Origin of the sequence: Holdemanella biformis DSM 3989 (genome assembly GCF_000156655.1) — a bacterium.
Classification (GTDB): Bacteria; Bacillota_I; Bacilli_A; order Erysipelotrichales; family Erysipelotrichaceae; genus Holdemanella; species Holdemanella biformis.
This window is the reverse complement of sequence record NZ_DS996846.1, coordinates 107481-121923: the sequence shown is the minus strand read 5'-3', so window position 1 is coordinate 121923 and position 14443 is coordinate 107481. Positions and strand designations below refer to the sequence as shown.

Annotated in this window: 6 protein-coding genes; all 6 read left to right on the top strand. The window is 35.0% G+C overall.

Features of this window, described 5'->3' with window-relative positions; translation table 11 throughout:
- Window positions 1-114: 114 nt before the first annotated feature.
- The 6 genes from EUBIFOR_RS09750 (at window position 115) to EUBIFOR_RS09725 (ending at window position 14425) form a co-directional block, all read left to right on the top strand.
- A complete protein-coding gene (locus EUBIFOR_RS09750; protein ID WP_003865877.1) occupies window positions 115-759 on the top strand; it encodes a hypothetical protein in 645 nt (214 codons plus the stop codon).
- Window positions 760-1133: 374 nt separating this feature from the next.
- Window positions 1134-1883 (top strand): exodeoxyribonuclease III, encoded by a 750-nt coding sequence (locus tag EUBIFOR_RS09745; RefSeq protein ID WP_003865874.1) that lies wholly within the window; start codon window positions 1134-1136, stop codon window positions 1881-1883.
- Window positions 1884-2438: 555 nt separating this feature from the next.
- A complete protein-coding gene (locus EUBIFOR_RS09740) occupies window positions 2439-3104 on the top strand; it encodes a hypothetical protein (RefSeq protein WP_003865873.1) in 666 nt (221 codons plus the stop codon).
- 385 nt (window positions 3105-3489) lie between these two features.
- A complete protein-coding gene (locus EUBIFOR_RS09735) occupies window positions 3490-4956 on the top strand; it encodes a PucR family transcriptional regulator (protein WP_003865872.1) in 1467 nt (488 codons plus the stop codon).
- A 215-nt stretch (window positions 4957-5171) separates the two neighbouring features.
- Complete coding sequence (locus EUBIFOR_RS09730) at window positions 5172-6614, top strand: Rrf2 family transcriptional regulator (protein WP_003865871.1); 1443 nt, start codon at window positions 5172-5174, stop codon at window positions 6612-6614.
- Window positions 6611-14425: a Cna B-type domain-containing protein gene (locus EUBIFOR_RS09725; protein WP_147587417.1), complete on the top strand. Its 7815-nt coding sequence runs from the start codon at window positions 6611-6613 to the stop codon at window positions 14423-14425. Before EUBIFOR_RS09730 ends, EUBIFOR_RS09725 begins: the two co-directional genes overlap by 4 nt.
- Window positions 14426-14443: the final 18 nt, after the last annotated feature.

Sequence of the window (14443 nt, the reverse complement as noted above, 5' to 3'; positions counted from 1 at the left end):
TATGTACTTTACAAAACTATGATAACAACGAAAGTATATAAATGCAACACCTAAATATAGATTTTTTACAGGTTAACAATTGTCATGATTTAGAAAATAGAATATAATAAAGCCATGAAACGATATTATTTCAAAACATCAGAAGAAGAAAAAAAGAACGGAAAGACGATGCCTAATCTGTTTGAACTTTACCATGATATTCAACTGGTTAGTGTAAATTCGGATGAACTAACGCAGTATCTTTCACGTATCGATTGGAGAAGCAAAATATATTTCTGCGACTATTTCATGACGTTAAAAGATTTCAGAAATGAAGAGGATTTCTTTGAATTCTATGTGGAATGCTTTTTCAGAGGCATTGACATTTATTTTATCAATACACCCGAATGTAATCTTTCGTTTATCAGGGAATTGTTTGAGACTTTGGACGTCAAACCGCCTGAAAGGAAGATTGGGGAGTATGTCATACGATGTCTGAAGTGCTGTGCTGAGCAGGCTCGATGGAGCAAGGAAATGTCGTCCAGCCTAAAAAGAGCTGCACTAATGGCAGCCAAGAAGAACGGTTCTCAAATCGGTGGAGTAAAAGGAGCTGTTTATAACATCCCAAAGGCTGAGGATATGAAGAAGCAGATTATGCAGTATTCAAAATCATTCGATGGAACCTATTCAGATATTGAACTGATTAAAAAACTCGACATTCCTAGAGCGACTTACTACAAGTACAAGAAGGAAATCAAAGACAAGAAACCTACAAAATAAACACAAAAGGCAGTAGATTATCATTTCTACTGCTTGTTTTTTTGCTGCAAATCCAAACATTTTCCCGTCGGATTCCAAATAAAAAAGCCTAGAAATCGTTCAATTACAATGAGAAAGTCTTTCAGAAGCTTTGAAGAGGGGTTTTGTGCATTTGGTTTTTTCTGAACAAAACCCAAAAATCTTCATGATGATTGAGAGGCTGTTTAAAGTTAATCGAGATTTTGTTTGTGTTCAACGGGATTTTGTTTGTTTTGGAATGGCGTAAACTCTTTTCGCCGAGATTTTGTTTGGGTTTCGTGACGGGAACGGCTGTTGGAATTATCTGTATCTTGTGTAATAACATATACTTGACAAATACAAGGAGGTGTCGCTTTATGAAACTTATTTCGTGGAATGTGAATGGGATTCGAGCTGTGATGAAGAAAGGCTTTACGGATGTTCTGGATGAATTAGATGCAGATTTTGTATGTATTCAGGAGACGAAGGCTCATCCAGAACAAATCGAATCATATACGGATAATTACCCGTATCAATACATCAACAGCGCCAAGCGTAAAGGGTACAGTGGGACTATGGTTCTCTGTAAAAAGAAGCCTTTATCCATTAAATACGGTATAAATGTACCTGAATTCGATGATGAGGGTCGCATCATTACTCTGGAGTATCCAGAATTCTATCTTGTAACCGTCTATACACCGACATCAGGTGATGGTTTAATGCGTTTAGATTACCGATTGGAATGGGATGAAGCATTTGGAAACTACTTAAAGTCTTTAGATAAACCAGTTATGGCCTGCGGTGATTTCAATGTAGCTAATAATGAGATTGATGTTCCGTATCCTGACATGATTCGTGGCACAGCAGGATTCTCTGATGAAGAACGAGACAGTTTTAAAGAGAATTTGTTGAGTAACTTGGTGGATACATATCGAGTTTTAAATCCAGAAACCATCCAATATTCGTGGTGGAGTTATCGAGGTCAGGCAAGAGAGAACAATATTGGAATGAGGCTGGATTATTGGCTCGTATCGAATGATTTGAAGGATAAAATCGTGGATTCCAAGATTCTAGATGACATCTATGGTTCTGATCATTGTCCAATTATGTTGGATATTAACATTTAGGAGTGGTTTCACTCCTTTTTTTTGTTCAAACATTTTTCCCTGAACAAAACTCAAAATGTACAAACTCGCAACGATTGAGATGGTATTTGGGATTAGCCGGGATTTTGTTTAGATATTAAAAATACTACAGTATAGAATTCATTTACATTTCGCACTATATATTGTATATTACAAGTGTAGATAGAGATTCTATCTACATGTTATTATTGTTGTCATTCTCTTTATTAGGATTCTGACCGATTGTCTTAAGTCAGTAACAAGTCGCTTATTAATGATAAAAACCATTGGTAAGTAGAGGTAAACAAAAACTAACGGCAGTTATTTCGGGTTCTGACCGATTGTCCTAAGTCAGCAACAAGTCACTTTGAAAAAAGTAGAGGTAGAAAAAAACTAACGGCAGCCGAGAATGGCATATATTAGCATCTTGTATAGATGCTTTTTTTATGAGCAAAATCCAAAAATTTTCATGACGATTGAGAGGTTGCATGAAGTCAATCGAGATTTTGTTTGTTTTGTATCCAGATGATATACTAATAGCAGGAAAATGGTGGGAATATGAAAAGAAATAGGATAATCGCAGCAGTTTTAGCAGCTGTATTGACTTTGTCTGGATGTGCATGCGAAAACAACAAAGACAAAAAGGATGAGAAAGCAGTTCAGAAGAAGAAAGAAAAGAAGGAATCAAAGCAGGAAGCAGTCAGCTTGCCTGAAGAATCTGAAGCTAAGCCTGTTGTTGATACCACTTTGTCTGATTTATATACGGATGAAGAACTTCTGGCTTATGCAAATGACCATCGTGATGACTTTTGGCATACATACTATTGGTTTATGGCAGGAACATTCTTTGAAAGTTCAGGAGAAAATGGAAATATGTTAATTACTGATCCAAGAATCCACTCGTTACAAGATGTTGAGAACGTATGGTATCAGTATTTTTCTAGAAGATACCCAATCCCATATATGGATGTAAATACAAATGCCTTTAAAGAGACTCCGTTCTGGGAAGAAAATGGACAGGTCTATGAACGATATCGTATTGATGGATTCATCGGTGCTACGTATTTCTTTGACCATATTACACAAAAAACAGACGATGAAGTATGGTTTGCGTACTATTCTAAAGACCTTAACGGAAATATTAATGACACTCAAGAACAGTGGTCATTTGTGTATGAGGACGGACAGTTAAAATACGGAACTATAGTTAGAAACAATCAATAGAGGCTCGAAAGAGTCTTTTTTTAGTATATGACAGGAATATATTAACGAATTGTAAAACGACGTGAATCAAAGCTACAATCTGCTACACGCTATGCTATAATTAAAATAACGATATTGATTGGAAATATAACCAGAATTATGGAGGTAAAACATTTAAATACAATACAGTATTTGTGTCATAAATATGAAAGTGTGGGATGTAATTTGTATACCATAAAAAATTTACTTGAATCAAATGAAAATTTGCAGATTCGGTTAATAGGCAAAAATCTCGGGGGGGGTAGACAGAGAAATAAAAGGAATTAGAATTGTTAAAGAATCAGATACAGAGAAGCATATAATTGGTGGGGAAATACTTTTAACGAGTCTTAATGTGTATGAAAAAATGAGTAAAGATCAGTTTCTTTTTCATTTGGAAGAGTTAAATAAAAAGGAAATTAGTGGATTTATTATTATGCGAAATGAATCTATTCCATCTTATTTATTTGATATTTTATTGGAGTATTGTGAAGAAAATCGAATTCCGGTTTTAGAAATGTTACAAAATCAATATTTTTGGCGTATTGTTAAATATATATTAAAACAAGTGTTTGATGAGGAGCTTGCTAACTATTCATATTTTATTTTGACACATGAAAATTTTAGTGATGTTTTATTAAATGAATCTGATTTGAATGTTGTGATTGAAAAACTATTAGTTTTACTTAATAAAATGTTAGACAATCCAGTTGCATTATATAGTAGTAATTATGATTGTTACGCATCGAGTGAAAAAAATCCTGCAGGTTTTAATGTTGCTCAAAATGTAAAAAGCTATATACCAGATATCGTAACTAAGCATCAATACTTTATACAAAAAAGAGAATATGTAGAATATATCAATAAGATACAATTGTTTGATGGTCGATATTTTTATCTTGTGATGACTGAAAAAAATAATGAATTAACTGGTATGGATTTTTGTGGTATGGAAGATGCAATTACATCTTTACAGTTTGCAATGATGCGCCTTTCTGCTGAGGAAGAGTTGAACAATAAGTATCAAAAAGATTTAGAATATCGCTTATTAGTTGGTACGTTATCAAATGAAGAAGAGGATGATGTTGCGAATATTCTTGGATTAAAGGATACGGATGATCTTCGTGTTGTTGTTTTTCGTTTGCTTTCAAGAAATAATAATCAAAGATTCACGAGTGAACAGTTAAGACAAACGGAAATCGTAGAAAAGGAATTTTTACGTGATTTACCAGAAAAGTATACGATGAGTAATACAAACCAAATTATTTATATTTGCAAGAAAGATGAACAGATGAGTAATCTTCAACTTCGATTGAGAATTGAAGAACTGCAAAAGAAGATTCAAAGTGATTTGGATAAGCGACATGCGAATGCTGAATTTATAGTAGGAATCGGTAAAAAAGTAAAAGGGTACCATGCATTAAAGGAATCGTTTTCTGATTCTAAAATAGCCTTGGAATATATTCATGTTATTCGTAAAGTAATAGGTGACGAAAATAAATCGGTTGTTGAATGTTCAAAGTTAGGCTTTTTTAGAATGTTTGTAAAGGTTAGTGATAAGAAAGAATTACTATCTTATGTACCTGAATCTTTACAAAAATTGTATGAATACGATAAACAAAAAAATGGAAGTCTTATTGAAACACTCGAATGTTTTCTTAACAACAAGCAAAGTTTGAAACAAACTTCTAAAAAAATGTTTGTTCATTATAGAACAGTTTCGTATCGTCTAGAAAAGATTAAAGAAATATCTGGTATGGATTTTGATAATCCAGCAGAAATGTTGGCTGTACGAAATGGATTGATTACCTATAGATTGGTTGAAGCGATGTAGAATCATATCGTTGGATATGGTTCTCTTTTTTTATGGTTATAAAATGAAATTGTTACAAATGGAACACTTTTTACACTAAAACGCCAAAATTTTTACATGTTTTGTGCATTATAATAAAATTTAATAGAAGCTATAATGAACATGCAGTTATAAAAACACAATTTTTTTAATATAAACTAGGACTGTATAGAGTTTAGTTAAAGCGAGGTAAAGCAATGCAGCTGAAGAGTTCGACTGATTATGCGATACGAATTGTATGTTATTTAGCAACGCATAATGGGATGATTTCTACTTCTGAGTTATCAAAGCAGCTATACATTGCAACAACGTATATTCCTAAGATCGCAAAAAAATTAAAAGACGCCAATATTATAGTAGCCTGTGAAGGTGTAAAGGGTGGATATACTCTTGCCAAAAGAGCAGAGGATATTTCTTTAAAGGAAATCATTTCTTGTATGGAAGAAACAATGGCTATCAACCGTTGTTTAGAACGAGATGGTTTTTGTTCTAGAAATGCCGTAAATCATTGTAGAGTACACAAGGTCTTATTGGATGTACAAAATACATATAATAATAAATTAGAAAATATTAAGGTATCAGATTTGATTCGTCCAGGTAAAGATGAATATTTTGGGCGTTTCTATGTTGTACTAAAAGTCAATCTAAAGAAGAACAGCTATGAGTGTGTATATTCACACAATCAGGATGTGTATGACCAATCTGAGATTATAGATAGTTATGATGAATTTATAAAAAACTATGTCAATCGGTTTGTCTTTGAATCGGATCAAGAAAAGATTGAATCTTTCTTATTGTTGAATGAACTAAAGAAAGTGGATTCTTGTATAGAAGAAGATCTTCCATATCGTAGATTGAACAAGGATTCTTATATTTGGATGGAAGCCAAGAAATATGTGGATACTGACAATCATAAGGCGATAATCACATTGCATAATAATAAGATTTTCCAAAATACCATTGTAAGTATGGAACAGGAATTAAGAAATAAAGAGAAGGTCATGTTGAAGCAATATTGGGACATGGTAACTCTTTTAGTAGCGGTATTAAATCATAATAATGTAGTGGATAAAGAATATCACGATGATATTAGTTTTTATACGCAACAGATGTATCTTCAGCTTCAAAAGGATTATCCAAAATATGGAATTACAGACGAAGATATTGAAATCGTGACTCATTTAGCTCCTATTCATGATATTGGTAAGGTTCGTGTTCCAATTGAAATCTTGAATAAGCCAGGAAAGCTAACAAAGGAAGAGATGGATATTGTAAAGCAGCATCCTTTGGTTGGTGCTGAAATGACGCAGAGATTTCCAAAAGGATTAACAACAGAAAAATTGAATCAATATAGTTATGAAATCTGTAGACATCATCATGAAAGGTATGATGGTACAGGATATCCTGATGGATTAAAGGGTGAAGATATCCCTTTGAGTGCGCAAGTCGTAGGTTTAGTAGATGCCTATGATGCTCTTCTTAGTGTTCGTCCATATAAGAAAAAGCTAGAACATGACCAAGCAGTGCAAATGATTTTGAATGGTGAATGTGGCAAGTTTTCAGACGAACTGCTTCATTGTTTTAAAAAGGTTTCAAGCCAAAACAATTGGATAAAAAGAAGTGAGAGGGAAGCTGTATGAGAAGGATAAGAAAGTTAACATCCAATTTTCTTGTATGCATTCTTTGCATGACTACCTTTATAACACAGATTCATATGGTAAGTGCTGAAGAAACAGAGGATACTCCTACAGAAGAGGTTGTACAAGAAACAACTCCAGAAACAAGTGAAGTACAGGAAGTGCAGGATGTTCCACAAACAACAGAAAAATTGGATGAATATTATAAAGATGGAAAAATTCTTATTTACAATTATGATCAATTGAAACAAATAGGTTCAGATGCCTTTGTCTATACAAAAGATAAAGATGGGGATATTGGAACTGGAGACATTGTAGTAAATAAAGGAACTCAGCTTACTTATGGTAAGGAAGCTCAGTATCTATTGATGAATGAAATCAAAATGGATACAAAATCAATTTGGAATGTAAAGGATGACTTTACAGGAAAGATAGAGGGAGAAGCAATCAAAGAAGATGAAACTCCTACTTTATATGATAAGAAAACAGATACAATCTATATTTATAATCCGTATCAATTAATGGTATTGAATCAAGAAGATTCAGATAAAGAGCCTGTAATGTCATTGGATTATGATGCACCACAGTTTGGTATGGGACAAATGATCTATCCAAATGGAGAAGACAAAGATTATTTAACTTATAGTAAAAATCATAATTATGTCCTTTCAAAGAACTTCAGTTCAGACAAACCTGAATTGATTGCGGATCAGTTAAGCATAAATCCTGCAACAACAGATACTGAGGGTCGTGATTTTAAGGGCCAAATTACAAAGAAAATAGATGGTAAAACCTATATCTTAATTGGTAATGAAGAACAGTTAAGAGCAATAGGTGTAAAGAAAAATGATAAATATGTTCCTGTGAATGGTGCGGTATATCAAGCATATAAAGATGGACTTACATGGAAAATTGATACAGATACGCAACGCAAGCCTATCATGTTGTATGGTGGCGATGCCGACTTGAAGAAGGAACAGAACGGAAAACAAGATTTCATATTTGGAACTGTTTTAGATACAAATAAAAGTATAAGTAGTGAAAGTTCTATTCATATGAGAGGTCAGTGCGGTGTTGATCAAGAGACAGGAAAAATTGATCCAGACTTAGATATCAAATATGCAGCTTCTGGAGAAAAGAAACAGTTAACGTATTCTCCGAATGGAAATTATATTATATTCCGTGATATTGATTTAAGTAGTTCAGATTGGACTCCACTTACTTTCCAAGGCACAATGATTGGTGCTAAATCTGCAGAAAAAGATGGACTTTGGAAAGATGGTGTTTTAAATACAACTGATAAACCAGTGTTATCAAATGTAACTGTAAATCAATCAACTAAGATTAATGTTGGTGAACAAATGGGGGTTGGGTTCTTTTCCACAATTTCAAGTGAAGTAAGTGAAAAGGATATCGGTCTAAGCAAAGGTTTAGTTAAAGTATCGAATATTCAATTTGATAATCTAAAAGTTCATACAACAACCAATGAAACATATTATCCATCTACATTAGTAAGTACACTTACAAATACTCTAGGAAAGTTATTGGGTGGATTGTTGAGTGGGTTAACATTTATTTTAACTTTTGGTCAAGTGAAAATTGATTTAGGCAAAACATTAGGTGATGTTTTAGATGCACGTAAAAAAGATCCTACAGCTTTATCAACTGGAGCAATTGCTGGGCGAGTTGAAGGACAGGTTGAATTTTCAAATATTGAAGTCAATAATGCAAATGTAAAAAATGTGAATGGCTATACAGGTGGTTTTGTTGGATATGCCGTTGGTTCAACTCAATACGATGGATTATCGAATGCTTTAGGGGATTTGGTTAAATTATTAACAAATATTTTAAATGTCATCCCAGGTTTAGGCTTAGGTGATTTAATTAAGATTCTATTAGGGAACGCAATTCCTTTAGGAAAGTTAATTCCAACAGGATATATCAATCCGAAGATAGTGAATTGTAATGTAAATGGTTTAACGATTTCAACAGCATCCGATAAAGAATATGCCGGTGGATTTATTGGCATGCAAAAGGGTGCTATTGTAGAGAGTTGTTCTGTAACAGGTGGCACGAATACAATTGGTGGAAAGAATTTTGTAGGTGGCTTTGTTGGTCTAGCTCGTGATGATGTGATTGAAGGAACACTATCAGGGGCATTGGATATACAGACAAAACTTCCTAAGATGAATACGGAAAGTTTACTTCTAAATTGTTCATTAAATAATGCAGTTGTGTCTGTTTCTGGTGAAAGTTATATTGGTGGTTTTGCCGGTGGATTGGCCAATGCATCAACTGTCAATTGTAATGTTAAATCGGATAATGCACTCACTGTAACAGCTTCTGGAAATTATGCTGGTGGTTTTGCCGGTATTGCATCGCTTGGATGGGCAGCTGACTTAGGTAAAGCTGATACAAAGGATAACTTGCTTGGTGGTGTAGTTGATCTTGTTGTACAACTGATAAGTAGTAATCCAGGAGCCACTTCATCCTTACTTTCTTTAGCTGGTGTAAATCCATCACATATCTTAGGATGTTCAATGAATGCTTCACTTACAGTGAGTGGTAAAGATTATGTTGGTGGTATTACAGGTCGAGGTAATGGTGCATATATAGCACAATCTAATAAAGATAATTTACAGAAAATATCATATTGGAAAAATAATGTTTATGATGTTGGTTCTGTTTCCGTACTTGGTGTATCTTTGACCGGATTATCAAATATAACAGGAAATGATTATGTTGGCGGTATTGCTGGCTCGATGGGTACAGCTAGTGTTGCTGGATTATTAAATACTACGCTTGGCGTTGCATCTTATCTTGCGTTTACTGTAGACAATGTTTATATAAGTGGCAATGATTTAAGAATTGAAGGAAATGAGCGTGTTGGCGGTAGTTTTGGTGATGCGCTTGGTGGTTCAATTCAAACTGTAAAGATTGATAATCTTAATTCAGTTGAAGGTAATAACTATGTTGGTGGATTTATTGGTCTTTCTGGTCCTGGCGATTTGGCTGGAACAGATGGTGGATTAACTGTTAACCTATTAGGTTTGAATCATGTATTGAAATTGAATCATTTGCTTTCTTTAGGACAAGCTATCGAAGTTAAGATTAATAATGTAAATGTGAATGGAGTCACAAATGGATTTACGGTACACGCAAAGGGTTCTCGTGAAGGTGAGTCGGTTCGAGATTATAGTGCTTCTGGTTTTATCGCAAAAAGTGGAAGTACAAAAGTAGAAAATTCTCATGTGTCAAATCTTAAATCTGTACAGGCTGCAGATAATGGTGGTTATGCTTCTGGATTTGTGGCTATTTCAAAAACAGGTGGCCTGGCAGAGGTTGCCGATGATACTTCAATTAAATCATTGATTGAGGCTAATAGATTAGTAAGTGCTGTAGGATATTTGATTCCTAAATATACAAATTGCACCGTTTCCTTTGTGAATGGAGGAAGTGTTACCGCGGATGTTGCTGGTGGTTTTGCAGCGGATTTCCAAAGTGGAACAGTGGATAATAGTGCTCGTGGGGAAAATGATTATTATGCAGTATACAACTTAGATTCTGTAAATGGTCAAAGTTATGCGGGGGGCTTTGGCGGAAATGTTTATTCTGGCGCTTTGGCGGATGCTGGTAAAGGTATTAGTGTTCTAGGAAATATTAATGGTTTAAATATAAATATTGGAGATCTTGTTAACTTGATCAATGCATATGTTCCAATTATTGAATATGCAGGAGTTAAATCTGATAATGGATTTACAGTTACGGCTAATAAAATTAAATCAGATGATACAAATTCTGGTAGTGCAGGTGGCTTTATTGGCTATGGCAGTGGAGTTCAAGTTAGTCATTGTGATGTAACAAATTTAAAAAATACAAAAGTAAAAGCTCCAGATAATTTAGAGATTGATAAGGCACCTACCTATTTTGATAACAACAGTACATATGCAGTAACAGGAGCTAGATATGCCGGTGGATATATTGGTTATATGAATATTGGCTCTGCTGCTTCGGTTGGAAAAGGCTTGAGTGTTTTAGGTACGGCGATTGGTCTTAATGATGTATTTGATGCATTAAATGTTGTAGTTTCTACAATAGAACATTCTGATGTTACTGGAGGTCCTGGAGGATTTGCAGTTAAAGCTTCATGGGAAAATACAGCTTCTGATGCTTCTGCAGATGATGTATTAGGAGATGCTGGTGGATTTGCCGGAAAGATTTCTGGCGGTCATATTCAGAATTCAAATTCTTATAACTTCTCATATATTATTGGTCAGATTACAGCTGGTGGTTATGTTGGAGATTTACAGCCAGGTAGTGTGGCAAATGTATTAGGTGAAACATCTATTTTAGAGGGTCTTGTTAAGACTAAAGAAACACTTGCTTCTTTAGCGCAGGATTTTGTTCCTACGATTCGAAATAGTTCTACGACTTGTATTCCTTGTGGTGGTGCAGTTCGTGCAGATGCAATTTCTACTACAACAACTCAAAGAGGTATGGCTGGTGGTTATGCTGGTCATAATGAAGGCGGTCATATCTGGGGAAATAATACAGAGACATGGAAGGGTCAAAATTACACTGGACCAATAAGTACTTGTAAGGCTGTTCGTATTCGATCTGTTTACGGAGAAGAGATTGCGGGTGGATTTACTGGTTTAATGGAATCGGCAGATACGGCAAGTGCTGGAAGCTTATCTCTATTATGGGACTTAGTAAAAGTTGATAACATCTTAGGGGCATTAAGTGTTGTTTATCCAACTGAAGAAAACACAGCTGTTTATGGACCTCTTGCTTTAGTGGATTTAAACACATGGAATTCATGGGTTGAACATGTTGGTAAGTATAGTGGCTATGGTAGTGATTTGGCTCAGATTGGAAAAGTAGAGAGCCAAGAAAAATTAAATGAAATCATTGGCCAATATGTATATGGCTACAATGTTGTAGCTGGAAGAAGTAACTATCAGGATGAAACGATTCTTTCAAATGGTGGTGCAGCTGGTGGCTATGTGGGTTCCATGTTAACAGGAACTATAACAAATGGTCAGGCTCACGATACTAAGTTAGTTAAAGGAATTCGTTGTGCTGGTGGTTTTGCCGGAGAAATGATCAATGGTGGTGCTGCTAATCTTGGTGGTGTAGACATTTTAGGATTGAAATTACCGCTGAGTCAGATGCTTGACGTATTAAATGTATTTGTACCAGTAATTCAACAATCTTCAGTCGAAGGCTATCAAAGTGGTCTAACGGTTCAATCAAATGGAATAAATGATAAGGAATTACTTGGATATGCGGGTGGCTATGTTGGAAAACTGATTGGTGGACAAATCTGGGGTGATGACACATTGCGTTGTAAGGTCACAAAGCTTAAACGAGTAGATGGTAAAAGTTATGTTGGAGGCTTTGTAGGTAGTTCAAAACCTGGTAGTGTGGCTACAGTAGATCCTGTTCGTGGTGAAGGATTGTTAAGTAAGTTACTAGGTACTTTATTAAATACACCTACAGATCTTATTAAAGTCTTAAATGCAACAGTCGCAACTATCCGTTATGCAGATGTTGAATCATGGAATGACTGGGGTGTTATCGTCAATGGAGCTTATGATGGTGGAGGCAAAAACACTTCTTATGCCAAAGCTGTTGGTGGATTTGCAGGAATGCTTGAAGGAACCGTACTTGGTAAAAAAGAAGAAGCTTTAGCTGGTGTTACTGCCCAAAATATTCGTTCTGTAGTGGCTGGTGAATATGCTGGTGGATGTTTTGGAATTGCAGATGTAGCAGGTGTTGCAAATATCAGTGCAGGTAGTGAAACGTCTTTATTGGATAAACTTTTAAAACTAGGTCGAGCAGACGTACTGGATGCATTTAGAAGCTATGTATATAACGGAAATGTAAGTGGAAGTAAAGATGCAGGTCTTAGCGTTAGTGCAAATGTTGCTAATAAGTATGGTCAGAATAATGAGGTTACATATAGTGGAACGGCTGGAGGTTTTGGTGGTTCACTATTAAATGGATCAGTTAAAAACAGTACAGTAACGAACTTAAGTAATGTTCGAGGTCTGAATAGTGTTGGTGGCTTTGTCGGATATTCTGGTAAGAGTGGAGTTGTTGGAGCAGATAAGATTGATGTTCTTGGCAACAATACTGGCCAGCTTTTAGGTGGTGCTTTAGGAGTCATGGATGTCTTCGGCTCTCACATTGATGATTCTACAGTTACAGGAATCAATGGTGGCTATACTGTTCAAAGTACGGGTGGAGAACAACCGATTGCCGGAGGCTTTATTGGCTATGCAAACCTAGCTAGAATGTCAAATTGTACAGCTGGAGATAGTAGTAATTCTTCTCTTGGCTTAAAACAAGTCGCATCCAATGAAATTGCGGGTGGATTTGTAGGAAAGACTAGCTTTGCGTATTTGGCAGATGCAAAACTAGATTCTGGTCCTGTAAATGTATTGTTTGCAGTTCTTAACCGACTTGTAAAAGCACTATATTTGGATAAGATTCAAGATTTAGATTTATTGAAAATCAATTTAGGAATCGTTAAAGTAGAAGCATTATATAAGGGAAATTTACTTCATGTAAACTTACTTGGATTGGATATTTCTGTTGGACTATCTAAAAAATCAAAGGATAATGACCAACAAACAGATTTTGCAATCATAACAATTGGAGATTCTTCGATTAAGCTTCCATGCGATGAAAATGGTCTTTTAAATGACAACGATGCAAAATCGAATATCAGTGTAAGTTTGATTAAGGCCAATCGTACAAAGATTACGGGCAGTCAAGTTTACGGAATAAGTTCTGGCTATGATGTCTTTGGCGGCGGTGCTGATAATGATAAAGATGGTTCTGGTAATAAAGGTATGAGTGGAGGCTTTGTCGGATTCAACAACGAAGGCTTACTACAAAATAATGATATGTATTTATGTGATGTTGTTCGCGGTACTTCTAATCTAATTGGACCTTTCAGTGGAAATAGTAAACTCGATTCAGTATATGCATTTAATACAAAGGCAAATGTTGAGGGAGAGAAAAATAACTATCGTATCTATAGAAAGTTAGATAAGGCATTAGATAAAATTAAAAAGAATACAACAATATTAAATATGAAGTATTCAAAGGATGCTTCAACAGGCTGGAACATCTATACATTAGGACATATGAAGCCAGTTGATAAGTATGATGCTTTACAAAATGCTCAGATTACGAATTCGAGTGGTTCAGAAAAAGTAGATTTAAATGCATATGAATCTGATGCGAAAGCTGTATTGATGTCAGATACAAAAACAAATTTAAACACAGGAGAAAGTGACACACCTGAACCTTCAGAGTCACAAGATCCTTGTGATAAGAAAATAAAATTAACAATCAATAAGGTCTGGAAAGACTTGAATAATTTTAGCAAGTTAAGACCAAAAAGTATTAAGGTAACAATTTCTCGTGCTTGGAAAGAAAATGGTGAGGATAAAACTGAAACCGTTCCAGGATATGAGAGTTACGAAATAAAGGGTGATGCCAATAAATCGACTTGGAAGGAAGTAATCAAAGGATTACCAGCTTACAAGACAGATGAAGATGGCAAAACCATACATTATTACAAGTATTCCGTTACAGAAGCGGAAGTAAAGGGTTATACGACAGAAACATCGAAAGATGGATTTACGTTAACAATAACCAACAAACACTTCCCAGGATTACCTGATACAGGTGGTAATGGAAGATACTTAATTTATTTGATAGGTCTTCTGCTTTTAGCGATTTATCTTGTTACTGGTAAAAAAAGAAACAAGAAAAATCAGCTTGCAGAAAAGCTATAGAAATTCGATTCAAAGAAA